The 17,678-nt window shown below is 50.6% G+C and carries 16 protein-coding genes and 2 other annotated features; of the genes, 1 reads left to right on the top strand and 15 read right to left on the bottom strand.

The features are described from left to right. Nucleotides 1-130: 130 nt before the first annotated feature. From trpA to L985_RS05010, 15 genes are all read right to left on the bottom strand, one after another. Nucleotides 131-913, bottom strand: a complete 783-nt coding sequence (gene trpA / locus L985_RS05085) for a tryptophan synthase subunit alpha (protein ID WP_047390833.1) — start codon at nt 911-913, stop codon at nt 131-133. Further along, nucleotides 913-2,109, bottom strand: a complete 1,197-nt coding sequence (gene trpB / locus L985_RS05080; protein ID WP_023467602.1) for a tryptophan synthase subunit beta — start codon at nt 2,107-2,109, stop codon at nt 913-915. Before trpB ends, trpA begins: the two co-directional genes overlap by 1 nt. Next, the gene (locus L985_RS05075; RefSeq protein WP_029341117.1) at nt 2,106-2,675 is read right to left on the bottom strand and encodes a phosphoribosylanthranilate isomerase; all 570 of its coding nucleotides are present in this window, start codon (nt 2,673-2,675) and stop codon (nt 2,106-2,108) included. Before L985_RS05075 ends, trpB begins: the two co-directional genes overlap by 4 nt. Next, a complete protein-coding gene (gene trpC / locus L985_RS05070; protein ID WP_029341116.1) occupies nt 2,672-3,439 on the bottom strand; it encodes an indole-3-glycerol phosphate synthase TrpC in 768 nt (255 codons plus the stop codon). The genes L985_RS05075 and trpC overlap by 4 nt, the downstream gene beginning before the upstream one ends. Further along, nucleotides 3,436-4,452 (bottom strand): anthranilate phosphoribosyltransferase, encoded by a 1,017-nt coding sequence (gene trpD / locus L985_RS05065; RefSeq protein ID WP_029341115.1) that lies wholly within the window; start codon nt 4,450-4,452, stop codon nt 3,436-3,438. Before trpD ends, trpC begins: the two co-directional genes overlap by 4 nt. A gap of 6 nt (nt 4,453-4,458) precedes the next feature. Further along, complete coding sequence (locus L985_RS05060; protein WP_029341114.1) at nt 4,459-5,025, bottom strand: anthranilate synthase component II; 567 nt, start codon at nt 5,023-5,025, stop codon at nt 4,459-4,461. Then, on the bottom strand, nt 5,022-6,416 hold the full coding sequence (gene trpE, locus L985_RS05055) for an anthranilate synthase component I (RefSeq protein ID WP_047390828.1): 1,395 nt from the start codon (nt 6,414-6,416) through the stop codon (nt 5,022-5,024). The genes L985_RS05060 and trpE overlap by 4 nt, the downstream gene beginning before the upstream one ends. Before the next feature lie 51 nt (nt 6,417-6,467). After that, nucleotides 6,468-6,717: a binding site (T-box leader), on the bottom strand. Between the two features lie 48 nt (nt 6,718-6,765). Further along, nucleotides 6,766-7,017, bottom strand: a binding site (T-box leader). Between the two features lie 56 nt (nt 7,018-7,073). Continuing rightward, the gene (locus tag L985_RS05045; protein WP_047390824.1) at nt 7,074-8,342 is read right to left on the bottom strand and encodes a dihydrolipoamide acetyltransferase family protein; all 1,269 of its coding nucleotides are present in this window, start codon (nt 8,340-8,342) and stop codon (nt 7,074-7,076) included. A 14-nt stretch (nt 8,343-8,356) separates the two neighbouring features. Beyond that, a complete protein-coding gene (locus L985_RS05040) occupies nt 8,357-9,340 on the bottom strand; it encodes an alpha-ketoacid dehydrogenase subunit beta (protein WP_023467596.1) in 984 nt (327 codons plus the stop codon). Then, nucleotides 9,337-10,350, bottom strand: coding sequence for a thiamine pyrophosphate-dependent dehydrogenase E1 component subunit alpha (locus tag L985_RS05035; protein ID WP_047390820.1), 1,014 nt, complete (start codon nt 10,348-10,350; stop codon nt 9,337-9,339). The genes L985_RS05040 and L985_RS05035 overlap by 4 nt, the downstream gene beginning before the upstream one ends. 13 nt (nt 10,351-10,363) lie before the next feature. Further along, complete coding sequence (lpdA, locus tag L985_RS05030) at nt 10,364-11,785, bottom strand: dihydrolipoyl dehydrogenase (RefSeq protein WP_047390816.1); 1,422 nt, start codon at nt 11,783-11,785, stop codon at nt 10,364-10,366. Then, the gene (buk, locus tag L985_RS05025) at nt 11,755-12,858 is read right to left on the bottom strand and encodes a butyrate kinase (protein WP_029343376.1); all 1,104 of its coding nucleotides are present in this window, start codon (nt 12,856-12,858) and stop codon (nt 11,755-11,757) included. Before buk ends, lpdA begins: the two co-directional genes overlap by 31 nt. 16 nt (nt 12,859-12,874) lie before the next feature. Continuing rightward, complete coding sequence (locus L985_RS05020) at nt 12,875-13,999, bottom strand: Leu/Phe/Val dehydrogenase (RefSeq protein WP_023467593.1); 1,125 nt, start codon at nt 13,997-13,999, stop codon at nt 12,875-12,877. 13 nt (nt 14,000-14,012) lie between these two features. After that, complete coding sequence (gene yqiS / locus L985_RS05015) at nt 14,013-14,933, bottom strand: phosphate butyryltransferase (RefSeq protein ID WP_029341108.1); 921 nt, start codon at nt 14,931-14,933, stop codon at nt 14,013-14,015. Nucleotides 14,934-15,077: 144 nt separating this feature from the next. Then, the gene (locus L985_RS05010) at nt 15,078-16,733 is read right to left on the bottom strand and encodes a sigma-54-dependent Fis family transcriptional regulator (protein ID WP_029341107.1); all 1,656 of its coding nucleotides are present in this window, start codon (nt 16,731-16,733) and stop codon (nt 15,078-15,080) included. Nucleotides 16,734-16,855: 122 nt separating this feature from the next. Here L985_RS05010 and L985_RS05005 point away from each other — a divergent pair, with 122 nt between their 5' ends. Further along, nucleotides 16,856-17,110, top strand: coding sequence for a DUF2627 family protein (locus L985_RS05005; RefSeq protein ID WP_023467590.1), 255 nt, complete (start codon nt 16,856-16,858; stop codon nt 17,108-17,110). Nucleotides 17,111-17,678 lie beyond the last annotated feature (568 nt).

The raw sequence follows: 17,678 nt of genomic DNA, 5'->3' as shown, positions 1-17,678 counted from the left end.
GCGCATAAATGCGCTTTTTCCTGTAGGAGTGGCGTGTGACGCGTCATTTTTTTACGAGAAAAGGGTGGCAGATTATCATTCTGCCACCCTTTTCTTTATAGAGACTGACTTTTGAGTCAGCTCTTTTTTATTAATGTGACGGCGTCGCCGCAAGACGCGCTGCCATCAACTGTTGAATCGTTTCTCGATCATTCTGATGGAGTAAGTCGACGATCTTACTACCGACGATGACACCCGAGACTGGGCGACTCAATTGTTTGACATGTTCCGGTGTACTGATTCCGAACCCAGCAAGGACCGGTACTGGACTGTTTGCTGCGACGTTTGCTAAGTGGTCTTCGAGCGCCGTATCAAACGTCGTCTGTCCGCCTGTCGTTCCGTTGACCGTGACCGCATAGAGGAAGCCTTCACTTTTATCGGCAATCTTTTGGATCCGCTCCATCGGACTCGTCAAGGAGACGAGTTGAACGAGCGCGATGTCCGATTTGTCTTCTTGTTCGAAAAACTGTTCGCTCTGCTCAAGCGGCAAATCAGGAATGATTAGTCCGTCGACCCCGACTTCGCGGCATGTCGCTAGAAACGCTGTTAATCCGTAGCGGAAAATTGGATTCAGGTACGTCATCAAAACGACCGGAACATCGACGGTCTGACGGGCAACGCGAACTGCCTCAAGGACATCCTTCAGTCCGACGTTCGCTTCTAGCGCCCGGAGTCCCGCTTCTTGAATGACCGGACCGTCAGCGACGGGATCCGAAAACGGGACACCAACTTCAATCGCTGTCGCGCCGGATTCAGCGAGAAACGAAAGGATTTCCGGGAGTTGATCAATTCCTCCATCTCCGCCCATCACGTACGGGATGAAGGCTTTCTCCCCTTTGCTCGTAACGGTACGAATGGCTGTTTCTAATCGCATCATGCTTCCCCCTTTAGTGCGTTTCTGACAGTGACGACGTCTTTGTCGCCGCGTCCTGATAGACAGATGACGAGAATCTCTTCTTTGTCCATCTCTGCCGCGAGTTGAGTCGCGTAGGCAATGGCGTGTGCCGATTCGAGTGCCGGGATGATTCCCTCCTTACGGCTCAACAACTGAAGTGCTTCGAGCGCTTGTTCATCGGTCACCGCTTCATACTGAACACGACCGATATCTTTTAGCAAACTATGCTCCGGACCGACACCCGGATAATCGAGTCCAGCTGAGATTGAGTGCGCTTCTTGTACTTGACCATGTGCATCCTGTAAGAGATACATCATCGAGCCGTGCAAGACACCGACCTCTCCTTTTGTCATCGTCGCTGCGTGTTTCTCTGTGTCGATTCCGCTACCCGCTGCTTCGATTCCGTATAATTTTACATCTGTATCATCGATGAACGGATGGAACATGCCGATCGCGTTACTACCGCCGCCGACACAAGCGACGATCGCCTCCGGCAGACGTCCCTCTTTTTCGATGATTTGGCGTCGTGTCTCTTTTCCGATGACCGCTTGGAAATCACGGACGAGTTGCGGGAATGGGTGTGGTCCGAGAACAGAACCCATCAAGTAGTGCGTGTCCTCGACATGTTTGACCCAGTAACGAAGTGCTTCATTGACGGCATCTTTAAGTGTCCGACTCCCTTGGGTGACCGGGATGACGGTTGCTCCGAGTAACTCCATCCGGAAGACGTTCAACTCTTGACGACGGACGTCCTCTTCGCCCATGAAGATGACACATTCGAGGTCGAGTAAAGCACAGACCGTCGCTGTCGCGACGCCGTGTTGTCCTGCCCCTGTCTCAGCAACGATTTTCCGTTTCCCCATCCGTTCAGCCAGTAACGCTTGACCGATCGTATTGTTGATTTTATGGGCACCGGTATGGTTCAAGTCTTCTCGTTTTAAATAGATCTTTGCGCCACCAATCGTTTGCGTCAAATGTTCGGCAAAATAAAGTGGTGTTTCACGTCCGACGTATTCTTTCAGCAATTCGTCCATCCGTGCTTGAAACGCTGGATCCTCTTTTACGGTTGCGTATGCTTCTTCGAGTTCGATCACCGCGTGCATCAATGTTTCCGGGATGTAGCGTCCTCCGTATTTACCATATTGTCCGAGTGTATCCGGTTGTGCGTAGCTCATGCTTCTCTCTCCTTTACGGCATCAGCGAATGCCTGCATTTTGATGGAATCTTTCCGTCCATCCGTCTCGATGCCACTTGAGACATCGACGGCGAACGGTTGATATCGTTTGATTGCTTCTCCTACGTTGTCAGCTGTCAAGCCACCGGCAATGAACAGTGGACGTTCTGCTTGAATATCTCGTGACCAGTCGAATGTCTCGCCACTTCCAGCAACCGGTGCGTCGACGAGTAAATAATCCGTCTGTTGTTCTACTTTTGCGATATCCGTCACCGGAATCGCTTGAATGGTCGGAACCGGTATCTTGCCGTCCGGGATCGTCCCATGAATTTGAACGAGATCCAGTTCGACCTGTTCGACCGCATCAATCACCTGTTGATAGGTCGGGGAGACGAAGACACCGACGACCTGGACTGTACTTGGAATATCGCGTCTAAGACGTGCTGCCTCTTCCAGCGTGACCTGTCGTTTACTTTTAGCAAAGACGAAGCCGATGTAGTCCGCTAAGCGAACTGCTGCTTCGACATGTTCTCTTTCCCGGAGACCACAGAACTTAATCCGTGTCATACGCGCACGCCACTCACTTCTCGGATGAAGACTTGTGGATCGTCTGCCCGCATCAATGTCTCGCCGACGAGAATTCCGTCTGCACCGGCAGCATGTAATCGCTGTGCTTCCTCGACCGTCTTGATGCCACTCTCACTGATGTACCGGACGTCCGGTTGTTTCTGTTCGAGTAATCCGACCGATGTCTGTAAATCGACTTCGAACTTTTTCAAGTTGCGGTTGTTGATGCCGATGATTTGCGCACCGATCGCCTCTGCTCGGCGTAATTCCTCTTCGTCATGGACTTCGACTAAAACCTCAAGTCCTTCCGCGTAAGCATACGCATACAAGTCAGCAAGCGTCTCTTGTTCGAGAGCGGCGACGATCAAGAGAATCAACCGTGCTCCATGTGCTTTTGCGCGGTCAATCTGAATCCGGTCGATCATGAAATCCTTACAAAGCACCGGGATGTCGACTGCTGCAGCGACTGCCGCTAAATCATCCATCGATCCTTTGAAGTACGTCTCGTCCGTCAAGACGGAGATGACGGTCGCCCCACTCGCTTCATATTGTTTCGCTTGAGCGACGACGTCGACGTCAAGTGCGATTGCCCCTTTTGATGGCGACGCTCGTTTGATTTCCGCGATGACGGATAACTCCGCTCCCGATAGTCGTTGCTTAATCGACGGCTTCAATGCCTCCCGGTCGATCCGTTCGACACCAGTTAATTTCAATTGTAGGACTTCTGTCCGTTTCGTTTCGATGATGCGATCTAAGATATTCATCCGATTGCTTCCTCCCGAGTCATTTGTCGTAATTGATTCAATCGTTCCATCGCTCGTCCTGAGTCGATGCTATCTGCTGCTAAAGCGATTCCTTCTTGAATCGTCTTCGCACGGTTCGCTGCAAAGAGGGCAATTCCAGCATTGAGTAGGACCGTGTCACGATAAGCACCATGCTCACCACCAAGGACTTGCAGTAAAATGGCCGCATTTTCTTGTGCACTACCTCCGCGAATCGCTTCAAGCGGTGCGGTCTTCAGTCCGACTTCCTCCGGATGAAGACTGAAGCGAATCAGCTCGCCTGCGTCGAGTAAGACGAGTTGGTTCGTTCCGGCAAGGGACGCTTCATCCATTCCGTTCGCACCGTGCAAGACGATTGCCCGCTTCCGACCGAGTCGATGTAAAGTCAATGCCATCGTCTCCAGCATATCCTCGCGGTAAATTCCTAATAGTTGTGTCTTGAGCGGAACTGGGTTCGTCAATGGACCGATCAAGTTAAAGATTGTCGGAATCCGCAAATCGCGTCGGACCTTCATGATTTGCTTGACACGTGGATGCATCCGTTGCGCAAACAAGAAGGCGATTCCGTTTGACTCGAGCTGTTCTGCTAAACGTTCCGGTGTCGTATCGAGCGAAACCCCAAGTGCTTCGAGCACATCAGCGCTGCCCGTTTTACTCGAGACACTCCGGTTCCCGTGTTTTGCGACTTTCATACCAGCACCTGCTAGAACGAAGGCCGCTGTCGTACTGATGTTGAACGATTGTGAGCCATCGCCTCCTGTACCGCAGTTATCCATGAACTCACCCGTGACCGGAATGTCGAGGGCGACCTCGCGCATGATCGAAGCGAGACCAGCTAATTCTTCTGCAGTCTCCCCTTTTGCTTTCAATGCAACGAGAAAAGCGGCAATTTCGCTATCGGTAACGTCTTCCGCAAACAGTTCGCGTGCTGCTTGTTGCATCTCTTCATATCGTAAATGTTTCGCTTCTGCTAATTTCAATAACGTCTCTTTCATCGTTTGTCACTCCTTCGTCAATTCAATGAATCGTTTAATCATCTGCTGTCCTTGTGGTGTTCCGACGGATTCGGGATGGAACTGGATTCCGAAGGTCGGATGCGTCCGGTGTTCGAGCGCCATGATCGTCCGGTCATCCGTTTCTGCCGTGATGACGAGCTCCGTCGGTAAGTCGTTTCGAGCGACGATCAGCGAATGATAGCGCATGACCTCTAACGTTTCCGTCATTTCGGCGAAGAGTTGTCCCGATTGTCGAATCATCGATGTCTTCCCGTGCATGATGACCGGTGCTTCGACGACGCTTCCTCCGAATGCTTCGCCGATTGCCTGATGTCCGAGACAGACACCGAGAATCGGTACTTGACCCGATAATTGACGAATCAGATCGATGCAGATGCCAGCGTCAGCCGGGCGACCGGGACCGGGTGAGAGGATGATGCCGTCCGGCTTCATCTCGCGGAGTCCTTCTATGCTGACCGCATCGTTTCGAATGACGTGGACGTCCGTATAAACGGATGCGTATTGGTATAGGTTATAGGTAAAGGAATCATAGTTATCAATCAGGACGATCATTTCCAAACCTCCAGTAGTGATTTCGCTTTGTGTAACGTCTCCTGGTATTCGAGGCGTGGAATCGAGTCGTAGACGATGCCAGCACCTGCTTGAACAGAGGCGACACCATCTTTGATCACCATCGTCCGGATGGCGAGGGCAAAATCCATATTCCCCCGAACATCGAAATAGCCGACAGCCCCGGCATATACTTCTCGTTTCACCTGTTCGTACTGGTCAATCAACTGCATCGCTCGGATTTTCGGAGCTCCCGTGACCGTCCCAGCTGGTAGACAAGAGACGAGTGCGTCTGCTCCGGTCTTTCCGTCTGCTAACGTCCCTTCAACGACGGAGACGAGGTGCATGACGTTCTTGAAGCGCTCGATTTGCATGAATCGCGTCACCTCGACGGTACCGATCTGACAAATCCGACCGAGGTCGTTGCGTCCGAGATCGACAAGCATCCTGTGCTCGGCGCGTTCCTTCTCATCGTGAAGCAACTCCTCTGCCAGCCGTTCGTCCTCCTCTTTCGTCTTCCCCCGGCGGCGTGTGCCGGCAATCGGATTCGTCGTCACGCGATTCCCTTTGACTTGGACCAAACTTTCCGGGGAGGCACCGAGTACGATTGCTTCCCCTAAGTCGATATAGAAAAGATAAGGGCTTGGATTGTCCTTGCGGAGCTTCCGATAAAACTGGAACGGGTCACCTGAGAACGTCGCATCGAGGCGCTGTGAGAGTACGAGCTGGAAGACGTCGCCTTGGCGGATATGCCTCTTCGCTTGTTCGACGAGTCCTTCAAACGTCTCTTGATCCATCAATGGTTCGTAGACGACATCTCGGAGTGGACGCTCGATATCCGTTCGCTCTCGCGGTTGCTCAAGTTGTACTTTCCGCTCTGCTAGACGTTGACGTAATTCATCACGATCGGTGATGCCACCGAGCGACGTCTGAATCAAATGAACACGATGTTCGAGATGATCGAACAGGATGATTTGGTCGTATACGGCGAGTAGCGCGTCCGGTAGTTGTCTCGTTCGCTCTGGAATATCACCAAGCGTTTCATAGGCGCGCATCATGTCGTAACCGACATATCCGATCCCACCCGCTAAAAACGGAAGGTCTTCTTCAACGCCATCCCGGAGGATCATCTGTTGCATCAGTCGTACTGGATCACCCGTTTCCTGCGTCAATCGACCTGTCGTCAACTGTTCCCGCGTCACGGTCCGTCCCTCTGCGCGAATCATCTCCACCGGATCAACACCGATGATCGAATACCGTCCTTGATCCGTATGCGCAGAACTTTCAAGCAAACATTTCTGTGTTCCGCTCAGTTGTTGAAAAATCATGATCGGCGTCATCTCGTCGCCGTTTAGTTCAAGTTGTTCGATGATAAGTGTGTCTGTCTGAACCATCCCTGTTCGCCTCCTGGAATATGAAAAAGTCCCCCACACAGCGTATGCTGCATGGAGGACGATGATCTCGCGGTGCCACCTCTCGATTGGAACGGTTCGACCGTTCCCACTCTGTCTGATGCGTCTAAATAAGAGACATCATAGCCTACGATAACGGGGGCATCCGTCGCGACCTACTTCTTCGTTCAGCCACGCTCTCATGAGACCATTCACGAAACCTCGCCGTACGGAAGTCGCACCATTCTTCCGCTCTCTGAAACGCCGATGTTGTCTCGCTACTTAACTCACTCTACGATTTGTTCGATTCGATTGTATACGAAAAGGGTCTTCTCGCCCATTCATGTAGAACATGAAGGACGGGAAGACCCGCGGTACCACCTTCGTTGACGATGCTGACACCGTCCCCTTTGAAACGAACCGGACCATTGTCCTGATTCGTCGACCCCGATAACGGGAGGAACCCGTCAGAGCCTACTACCCACTGAAGGGATTCGGTCTGAAGCTCAGAAGGCCATTCGCTTGTTACCCGATACTGATTCGCACCACCCATCAGCTCTCTTGAATCGTTTCACAAGTTACTTCTCTTCGTCTTTGCTATCGTGTGTTGAATTGATTCTTATATTACGATGCTTCTTCTTCCCTGTCAACTGGAAAATCTCAGTATAAGGAAAGTTGGTTCGGATCGATCGATTCGAGTGCTTGTTTGACGGTTTGCAGGAACTGTCCGGCCACTAGTCCGTCGAGTACTCGATGGTCGATCGACATACAGAGGTTGACCATGTCGCGTGCTGCGAACATGCCGTTCACCCAAACTGGACGCTTGACGATCGATTCAACAGATAGAATCGCAGCTTGCGGGAAGTTGAGGATCGGTGCCGATTGGATCGAACCAAACGATCCTGTATTGTTGACCGTAAACGTCCCGCCTTGCATCTCTGCAGACGACAACGTGCCTGCTTGTGCGCGTTTCCCGAAGTCATCAATCGCGCGTGCGATTCCCTTGATGCTTAGTTCATCCGCATTCTTGACGACTGGTACGAACAGAGCGTCCTGCGTCGCGACGGCAAGTGATAGGTTGATCGCTTTCTTTTGAATGATCTTATCTCCCGCCCATGTCGAGTTCATGATCGGATGTTTCTTCAATCCTTCGACCGTCGCCTTCATGAAGAACGGCAAGAACGTTAGTTTGACCCCTTCTTGTTTGAAGAACGCATCTTTATGACGATTACGTGCTTCGACCAAGTTCGTGACATCCACTTCGATCATCAACCAGGCATGTGGCGCTTCGTGTTTCGCACGAACCATGTTCGAAGCGATTGCTTGACGCACACCGGCAGTCGGAATCTCGATGTCGCCCGTTTCCGTCGGTTGTGGTGTACTGACCGAACGTTTCGGTGCGGATGGTGCTTCTGTTGGAGGCGCTACCGGATTCGCTTGCGCTTCCGGTTTTGGTTCAGTTGCTTGTGGTGTCGGAATAGAGCCAGACTCGATCAGTTTCAAGAGATCTTTCCGGGTAATCCGTCCGCCGGCTCCTGTCCCCGTCACTTGTTCGAGATCAATGCCGTGTTCACTCGATAGTTTCAAGACAGCTGGTGAATAACGTTTTTTCATCGATGTATCAGCCGTCGTCGTCTCTTCGACAGCAGGTACTTCTTGTTCTGTTGCAGCGACTTCTGTTGATCCGCCGCTGACTTGCATCGTGACGATCGCGTCACCGACTTGCAACGTATCACCTTCTTCAGCAAGCAGTTTTTCAATCACACCATCAAACGAAGATGGGACTTCTGCTGTTACCTTATCGGTAATGACTTCTGCAATCGGATCATATTTTTTGACAGTATCGCCTGGTTTGACGAGCCACATCGAAATCGTCCCTTCAGTGACGCTTTCCCCGAGTTGTGGCATCGTAAGTGTTTCAGTCTTCATCGGTCAGTTCCCCCTTAGTATGCGTGTAACGTCCGAATTTTATCTTCAATCTTCTCACTTGAGATGTTGAAGAACTTCTCCATCGTCGGAGCGTATGGCATCGCTGGTACGTCTGGACCACAGAGTCGCTCGATTGGTGCATCGAGATCGAACAATGCTTCTTCTGCAATGATCGCCGACACTTCACTCATGACGCTACCTTCTTTATTGTCTTCCGTGACGAGCAAGACTTTCCCCGTCTTTTTCGCTGCTTCGACGACGGCTTCGCGGTCGATCGGATAGACGGTCCGCAAGTCAAGGATGTGGACATCGATCCCGTCTTTTTCAAGGCGTGTCGCCGCCTCGAGTGCCATATGGACACATAGCCCGTAAGTGATGATCGTCACGTCTTCGCCCTCACGCTTGACGTCTGCTTTGCCGATTTCGACCGTATAGTCGCCTTCAGGGACATCCCCTTTCAACAGACGATAGCCCCGTTTGTGCTCGAAGAACAAGACTGGGTCATTCGAACGAATCGCTGCCTTTAGCAATCCTTTCGCATCGTATGGATTCGATGGGATGACGATTTTCAGACCTGGCGTCGAGTTGAACATCGCCTCGACCGATTGGGAATGATAGAGTGCTCCATGGATGCCGCCGCCAAACGGTGCGCGGATGACGATTGGACACGTCCAGTCGTTGTTCGAACGATACCGAATCTTCGCCGCTTCACTGACGATTTGGTTGACTGCTGGCATGATGAAGTCAGCGAATTGCATTTCAGCAATCGGGCGCATGCCGTACATCGCAGCTCCTATTCCGACACCGGCAATCGCACTTTCAGCGAGCGGTGCATCGATGACACGTTCTTCTCCGAATTGTTCGAGCAATCCTTGTGTCGCCCGGAAGACACCACCACGGACACCGACATCTTCGCCGAGGATGAAGACGGACTCGTCGCGTTCCATCTCTTCTTTGATTGCACTGTTGATCGCTTCGATTAAACTTAACGTCGTCATTTCATTTCCTCCTCGTCGTACACATAACGTAATGCATTTTCTGGCGCGTCGTAAGCCGCTGCTTCCGCATAAGCTGTTGCTTCGTCGACTTCTTTTTCCATCGTTTGTTCGATTGCGGTCGCTGATTCTTCCGTCAGGACACCCATTTCGATCAGACGCGCACGGAAGAGTTTGATCCCGTCACGTGCTTTTAAGGCATCGAGTTCTTCAGCAGAACGGTATGATTTATCGTCATCATCCGATGAGTGTGGTACGAGGCGTTCGACTTCAACTTCGATCAAGGTCGGACCTTCTCCCCGTAATCCGCGTTCGCGCGCTTCCTTGACGACTTTGAAGACAGCAAGTGGATCAATACCGTCCACTGTATAGCCAGGCATTCCGTAACCGATCGCCCGGTCAGCAACGTGTTTCGCAGATAACTGTTTCGAGAGTGGTGTCGAGATGGCGTATTTGTTGTTTTCACAGAACAAGATGACAGGAAGCTTGTGAATTCCGGCAAAGTTTGCCCCTTCGTGGAAGTCTCCCTGGTTTGAAGATCCCTCTCCGAACGAGACGTACGCGACGAGTGGCTCCTTACGCATCTTCGCAGCTAGTGCGATCCCGACAGCATGTGGTACTTGTGTCGTGACCGGACTTGAACCTGTGACGATGTTCAAGGCACGTGAACCATAGTGTCCTGGCATTTGGCGACCACCTGAGTTCGGATCTTCTGCCTTTGCGAATGCCGACAGCATGATATCGCGTGATGTTTGACCAAAGTGCAAGACGACGCCTAAATCACGATAATACGGCAAAATGTAGTCCGTTCCTTTTTCAAGGGCGAACGCCGCACCGACTTGAGCAGCTTCTTGTCCTTGACATGAGACGAGGAAAGGAATTTTACCAGCTCGGTTCAATTTCCACATCCGTTCGTCAATCTTCCGCGCACGGACCATCGTTTCGAACATGTGAATCGCGTCCTGTTCCGTTAATCCGAGTTCTACTAATTCTTTGAATTCTATTTTTTCCATCCGTAATTCCTCCTTAGGCGTGAACCGCAAGTCCGTCGACTGCAAGTGCTGCTTCTCCGAATGCTTCTGACAAGGCTGGGTGCGGATGCACGAGCTGTCCGACTTCCCATGCCGTTGCATTGAGTACGAGCGCTAATCCACCTTCACTGATCAGTTCCGTTGCTTTTGGTCCGACGATGTGGACGCCGACGAGATCATCCGTTTTCGCATCCGAGACGAGCTTGATGAAGCCTGCTGCCTCTCCTTCGATCCGCGCTTTTCCTAATCCGTTGAACGAGAAGCTCCCTACCTTGACGTCCATTCCGGCACGTTTTGCTTCGTCTTCCGTCAAACCGACCGATGCCGCTTCCGGTACGCTGTAAATACAACGAGGTACGAACGCATATTCAAGTGGTGTCGTCGTTCCGTTTACGATCGCTTCGACCGCTTTGACACCTTCTGCTGACGCGACGTGCGCTAGTTGTAAGCGACCGATGACGTCCCCGATCGCATAGATATGTTGATCCTTCGTCCGGCAATGGTCATCTACTTGGATGAAGCCATTTTCGACGACGATATTCGTGTTTTCGATTCCGATGCCTTCGACGTTTGCCATTCGACCGATCGCGACAAGTAACTTATCCGCTTCAAGCGTCGTCTGTTCTCCGTTACGGTCGATTGCGATCGAAACACCGTCTTCCGACATCCGGAACGTATCGCTTTGTGCAGCTGCACCCGTATGAATCTTGACGCCACGCTTTTTCAGTTGACGAGCGACTTCACGGCTGACTGCCGCATCTTCCGTCGGTAAGATCCGGTCGCTGAATTCGACGACCGTTACTGCGACGTCAAAATCCGTCAACATCGATGCCCATTCGACACCGATGACGCCACCGCCGATGATGACAATCGATTTTGGCAAATCTGCCATATCGAGTGCATCATCCGAACTGAGGACATACTCTGAATCAAAAGCAAGTCCATTCAATGGACGTGGACGCGACCCTGTCGCGACGATCAATTGACGTGGAAGAATCAACTCGCCTTCGCCTTCTTCCGGCTCGACGCTGATCGTACCCGGCATCGGTGAAAAGATACTTGGTCCAAGAATCGAACCCCGACCGTGAAAGACTTCAATCTTTCCTTTTTTCATCAGATGCTGAATGCCTGCCTCTAATCCATCTACGATCTCTTGTTTGCGTTGCTTGACCTGTTCGAATCGTAAAAACGATTCCGGTACGTCCACGCCATATGTAGCAGCGTGTTTGACCGTCTGATAGACTGCTGCTGATTTCAAAAAGGCTTTAGATGGGATGCAGCCACGATGTAAGCATGTCCCGCCTAATTTTCCTTGTTCCACGATTGCTACCGACTTCCCGGCTTGTGCCGCACGGATCGCGGCGACATATCCACCGGGTCCACCACCTAGGACAACGACGTCGAATTCTCTAGCCATGTTGGTTCGCCTCCATATTCCTTAACTTCTTCTTCCCCACGTAAGACACGCAACACTCCTTCTGCGAGCGCCTGCAACTCATCTTCACCAGGACTACGTACGACTTGACCGAGGTGGGCGATACGTTCTTCGATCGCACGCGTCAACCGATCACTATAGGCAAGTCCGCCTGTGAGAATGATCGCGTCGATCTGACCGAACAAGACAGCACTTTGACCAGCGATCTCTTTTGCAATCCGGTACGCCATCGCGTCATATAACAATGCCGCTTTTTCGTCGCCCTCTTCAATCCGCCGCTCAATCTCGATCGCGTCAAACGTTCCCAAGTGCGCGACAAGTCCGCCTGACCCAACGACCAGACGCTTCATCTCTTCAAGTTTATACTTGGTACTATAACATAGTTCTACTAGTTGACCAACAGGTAGCGATCCGCTACGTTCTGGCGAAAACGGTCCTTCTCCATCGAGTCCATTGTTGACGTCGATAACACGCCCCTCTTGATGCGCACCGACCGTAATCCCGCCGCCCATGTGTGCGATGATCAGACGCAGTTCCTCATACGGACGTCCGATTTCCTTCGCGTACCGTTTCGCGACAGCTTTTTGATTCAAGGCATGAAAAATACTCTTTCGTTCAAGTTCAGGTAAGCCTGTAATCCGCGCAATCGGCTCGAGCTCGTCAACGACGACCGGATCAACGATGAATGATGGGATGTCGAGTGTCCGAGCAATCTCATCTGCAAGAAGTCCACCGAGGTTTGAGGCATGGACGCCAAAAATACCGCTGAGTAAGTCTTCTCGCATTTCCCGATTGACTGCGTACGTACCGCTGACGAGCGGTCGGAGTAACCCTCCGCGCCCAACGACAGCAGTAAGCGCTTTCAAATCAATCTGCTCTTCAGCTAATACTTCGAGTAACACATGACGACGCATCTCCAGCTGTGCTGGAAGCGGTCCTCCGACCGCTTCCGCTGGATGGCGTAACGTCTTCGTGAACACCTGGTTCGCTGCTTCGAAGATACCGATCTTCGTCGACGTCGAACCAGGATTGATCGTTAAAATACGTTCGCTCATGGATATCCTCCTCTGATCAGCCGCGTGATCCTAGAATGTTTTTATCACGACGTAGGAACTGACTACGGGCACTACGCATCGTCGCGATACGCTCTTCTGCCATTTTTTCAGCCGCCCGGTACGTTGGTAGGTGGTCGCGTTTTGCGATTTCAAATACTTTCGTGACTGCATCGTAGACGAGTTCGACTTTTTTCATGGCACGGTCACGGTTGTATCCGTCGAGTTCGTCAGCAACATTGATGACACCGCCGGCATTGATGACGAAGTCTGGTACGTATAAAATGTCGCGTTCTTCGAGCATGTCACCGTGACGGTCTTCTTTGAGTTGGTTATTTGCCGCACCGGCGATGATCTTAACTTTCAATTGTGGAATCGTCTCGTCGTTTAATGTCGCACCGAGGGCACATGGAGCGAAGATATCTGCTTCGACACTGTAGATGTCTTCTGGTGCGACGATCAGTGCACCGAATGCTTCTTCTGCACGTTGAAGTGCTTCTTGGTTGATGTCCGTGACGATCAGTTTCGCCCCTTCTTCATGCAAATGACGGCATAGATTGAAGGCAACGTTACCGACACCTTGGATCGCAATCGTTTTTCCACCAAGTGAATCTGTTCCGTACACTTCTTTTGCCGCTGCTTTCATCCCACGGTAGACACCGTATGCTGTAACTGGTGACGGGTTACCACTTGATCCGAATGCTGGGCTGACACCAGTGACGAAATCTGTCTCCATATGGATGTAATCCATGTCTGCAACCGTCGTATTAACATCTTCTGCTGTGATGTAACGACCATTCAGTGACTGGACGTAACGTCCGAATGCCCGGAAGAGTGCTTCTGACTTTTGTGTCTTCGCATCTCCGATGATGACAGCTTTACCACCACCGAGGTTCAAACCAGCAGCTGCGTTCTTATACGTCATCCCTTTTGATAAACGGAGCGCATCAATCAATGCTTCTTCGTCTGATGCATAGTTCCACATACGAAGTCCACCGAGTGCCGGTCCGAGTGTCGTGTCATGAATCGCGATGATCGCTTTTAATCCCGATACTTTATCGTGGCAAAAAACGACTTGTTCGTAATCTTCCATCTCCATTGTTTCAAAGATGCTGAAGCGTGATTCTACGTTTGTTTCGACCATTTTAAGTTCCTCCTCAGATTGTTTGTTTTACTTTTTTCGTCTGTTGAGCATTTAAAAGCGCAAAGGCTAGTGAGTACATTTTTGCTTCTGCTGTATCGGCACGGCTTGTCAATACGACCGGAGCCCGTGCCCCGACGAGAATCGCCGCAACCGAAGCATGTGCGAAATACATGAGTGATTTGTAGATGACGTTCCCGACTTCGATTTGCGGAACGACGAGTAAATCCGCCTGACCTGCTACGTCTCCCGTTAACCCTTTTTGCTGGGCAGCGACGAGATTCACGGCATTGTCAAGCGCGAGTGGTCCGTCTACAAGGCAATCCTTGATTTGACCACGTCGGTTCATCTGTGTTAAAAGTGCTGCATCAATCGTCGCCTGCATCGTCGGATTGACGACTTCGACGGCTGCTAAGACTGCGACTTTCGGTAAGCCGTATCCGAGAGCACGTAAGGCGGAGACACCGTTTTCGATGATCTTCACCTTGTCTTCGAGTGACGGTTGGATATGAATCGCTGCGTCGGTTAATCCAATCGCTGATTCACGCCCTGGTACTTCGAACAACGCGACATGCGACAGGACATTTCCTGAACGCAGACCTGTTTCTTTGTTTAAGACGGCTTTCATGAACGTTGCTGTTGGAACAAGTCCTTTCATCAAGACGCTCGCATCCCCTTTGCGAACGGCATGAGCAGCACGTTCTGCCGCTTCTTGTGATGTAGAGGTATGGGTAATCACGAATTGTGACTCCCGTAATGCCCGTTTTTGAATCATCTGCTGAATCCGTGTCGCATCCCCGAACAAATGAAAACGCGCTAAATCGTTCTCAATTGCTAATGCGACAGCATCCATCACTTCTTCGTCATCCGCAGCTGCAATCGCAACGACGGAATCTTCGAGTCGAGCTGCCTGCTCGACCATTTCACTGAATCTCACCGTATTCCCCCCTCACCTGTCATACATAAATAGTAATAGCAATTTTCGTGCCAATTCAAAAGAGACGGTAGGATAAGCAAGAACGTCTTTAATTTTGCACGCTTTTGCATTTTTTGCAATATATTGCACGCAAAAATTTGCGCTTTACGAATAGATGTTAAATCGTTCCACTTTGTAATAAAGTGCCCGGAGAGAAATTCCGAGTTGTTTCGCCGCTTCTGTTTTGTTGCCATTAAAGGCAGTAAGCGCTTCCCGAATTAACCGTTCTTCGACGTGGGACATCTCGTCTGATAAATGTTTGATTTCCTTTTTCTGTCTTGTCGCAACTTTTGTTGTTTGTGGCACGACAAGCTGAAGATGACCTTTTCGTAAGACCGTTTCTGTTTTATCTGTAAAAATCAACGCGCGACCGATGACATTTTCAAGCTCGCGGACATTTCCTTTCCACGGTTGCTTCTTCATTGCTTCGAGTACATCATCCGATATCCGTCCGACCGATCGCCCATAACTTTGATTCAATTTACGGAGTAAGTGTAAGGTCAATGGCGCGATATCATCCGGACGCTCACGTAGTGCCGGTATGTGAATCGGTAAACGATTAATCCGGTAGTAGAGATCTTCTCGGAACTCATTCATGATGATCTTCTGCTCCAGATTCGCATTCGTCGCCGCGATGATCCGGACATCGACCGGAATGGCCTTCGTACCACCGACGCGAACGACTTCATTTTCCTGTAACACCCGTAACAGTTTGGCTTGGACGTCGAGTGGCAGTTCGCCGATCTCATCTAAGAACAGCGAACCCCCGTGTGCTTCTTCGAAGTATCCACGCTTACCACCACGTCGCGCTCCTGAGAACGCGCCTTCCTCGTACCCGAATAGTTCACTTTCGAGTAACGTCGGTGCGATTGCCGCACAATTGACGCGGACGAATTGTTCATATTTACGTTCGCTCGCTGCATGGATCGCATGCGCGAACAGTTCCTTGCCGGTTCCGGATTCACCGCGAATCAAGACATTGACTGGCATCGTTGCCGCAAGTTTCGCTTGATCGACGACGAAGCGCATCGCTTCACTCTCGGCGATGATATCATCGAATGTATATTTGGCTTCGAGCGTCCGGATTTTTTGTCGCGCTGCCTTCAATTCTTTGGCGAGTGCCTTCATTTCCGAGATATCCCGAATGACCCCAACGGAACCACGGACTTGTCCATCGACAATGACGGGTGCCGCGTTGACGATGATATCGCGTTGATCTTGCCCAATCTTCATGCGAACATCTCGAACGTTCTCGCCCGTATTCAAGACTTTCAAATGAACGGATTCCTGCATTCCGATATCGGCACTTGCCGGTTTTCCGACGACGTCTCGCTCCGTGAAACCGGTCATGCGCGTATAGGCTGGATTGATCAGCATCGTCTGTCCGTCTTGATCGGCGACGGAGATTGCTTCGCTCGTACAATGAATGATCGCTTCGAGCATTTTCTCTTTTTCAGTCAATCGCTCGAGCAACACTCTGACGAATTCCCCCGGTAAGACCGCCGCTCCCGGAAAATCATGAATCAATTGCTCAAGTACGCCATTTTCTCCTGTAGCGTCAATGATGAAATCGACATCCGCCCCTTCGAAAGCTGACCAGCTCGTTTCGATCCGAATGTCCGCACGCCGTGCAAGCGCCACCCCAGGCGCATCCATGTTTGGATCGACAAGACCAATGACCGTTAATAATGGTGAACGTTGAAACGCATGCAGGACTTCTGTTCCCCCTTGACCAGCCCCGACGACGAGTAGATGATGCATATGAATTCCCCCTTTGAAACTGCTTACATTTCTATCGTACTCGGAATAAAATAGGGAAGCAAACCCGATTCGCAGAACGATCGATTTTTTGATACAATACGCTTGGAAAGGAGTGGCGTCCTATGCGTATCATTGGTTTGCTCTCATTATTAATCCCCGGCATCATCGGCGCGATTGGTATTAAGCTCATGCGTGATAGTGTTTTTCTAATTGCACAAGTGCCGTTTAAATACTTAGGCGATGCGGCTTACGTATATGTATTGCAAGGTCTCGTTGGTTTGATTCTTGCGATGGGTGGCATTGGATTTGTCGCAGGATATGTTTTTTATCGCGATCGAAAACGTGGAAAAGTCTCCGACCGCTATCAAAAAAAATGAACACAGAAAAAGGTCCCCATCTCTTGAACTCATTTCAAGCGCGGGACCTTTTACTCATATAAAATTGGTTTCACTTACGGATGAACTCCTCTCATAGTTAGAACTATTCGTGTACTCCAAAACCTTAGGTGTTCCTCTTAATGAAGAGGTAGAAAGAAATCAGATCTGGCTATCGGGCTAACGATAGAATGGTGTTTCAGTTCCATCATCTGACTGTACTCGGGACCTAGGTGGAGCGTAATGTCATCCGCTTGAAGCAGTCAAACATTCGGTTGCTAACAATCACTGCTAGACAACACTCCTTTTCACGAACTGTACTTTTCATTTTAGACGATCCGTTACCTTCCACTTTTCCCTAGCTTCGAAATCATGGAAGCTCCCATTCATTCGAGATTTCTCATCTAGAATGAACAAGATACCTTGGTACGACTTCTACCAAGAGAATGTCGTCCGGCATTCTTGAGCCATTTACAGTTGGCGTTCTGAGATGATGTTCGTCAACAGGATTTCCGGAGTCCTTATCGACTCGACGTTCATCTGACGTCTTGCCAAATCATTTGGTACCTTT

It is taken from the genome of Exiguobacterium sp. ZWU0009, assembly GCF_000798935.2.
Classification (GTDB): Bacteria; Bacillota; Bacilli; order Exiguobacteriales; family Exiguobacteriaceae; genus Exiguobacterium_A; species Exiguobacterium_A acetylicum.
Note: the sequence above shows the minus strand (reverse complement) of the source record. Positions and strands in the feature narration are given on the sequence as shown.

Coding starts and splice junctions, on each gene's coding strand:
- L985_RS05040 (WP_023467596.1), bottom strand. CDS start 9,340: ATGACGACGTTAAGTTTAATCGAAGCGATCAACAGTGCAATCAAAGAA.
- trpD (WP_029341115.1), bottom strand. CDS start 4,452: ATGAAAGAGACGTTATTGAAATTAGCAGAAGCGAAACATTTACGATAT.
- L985_RS05005 (WP_023467590.1), top strand. CDS start 16,856: ATGCGTATCATTGGTTTGCTCTCATTATTAATCCCCGGCATCATCGGC.
- L985_RS05075 (WP_029341117.1), bottom strand. CDS start 2,675: ATGACACGGATTAAGTTCTGTGGTCTCCGGGAAAGAGAACATGTCGAA.
- trpA (WP_047390833.1), bottom strand. CDS start 913: ATGCGATTAGAAACAGCCATTCGTACCGTTACGAGCAAAGGGGAGAAA.
- buk (WP_029343376.1), bottom strand. CDS start 12,858: ATGAGCGAACGTATTTTAACGATCAATCCTGGTTCGACGTCGACGAAG.
- trpC (WP_029341116.1), bottom strand. CDS start 3,439: ATGAATATCTTAGATCGCATCATCGAAACGAAACGGACAGAAGTCCTA.
- L985_RS05010 (WP_029341107.1), bottom strand. CDS start 16,733: ATGCATCATCTACTCGTCGTCGGGGCTGGTCAAGGGGGAACAGAAGTC.
- L985_RS05020 (WP_023467593.1), bottom strand. CDS start 13,999: ATGGTCGAAACAAACGTAGAATCACGCTTCAGCATCTTTGAAACAATG.
- lpdA (WP_047390816.1), bottom strand. CDS start 11,785: ATGGCTAGAGAATTCGACGTCGTTGTCCTAGGTGGTGGACCCGGTGGA.
- L985_RS05035 (WP_047390820.1), bottom strand. CDS start 10,350: ATGGAAAAAATAGAATTCAAAGAATTAGTAGAACTCGGATTAACGGAA.
- L985_RS05045 (WP_047390824.1), bottom strand. CDS start 8,342: ATGAAGACTGAAACACTTACGATGCCACAACTCGGGGAAAGCGTCACT.
- trpE (WP_047390828.1), bottom strand. CDS start 6,416: ATGGTTCAGACAGACACACTTATCATCGAACAACTTGAACTAAACGGC.
- trpB (WP_023467602.1), bottom strand. CDS start 2,109: ATGAGCTACGCACAACCGGATACACTCGGACAATATGGTAAATACGGA.
- L985_RS05060 (WP_029341114.1), bottom strand. CDS start 5,025: ATGATCGTCCTGATTGATAACTATGATTCCTTTACCTATAACCTATAC.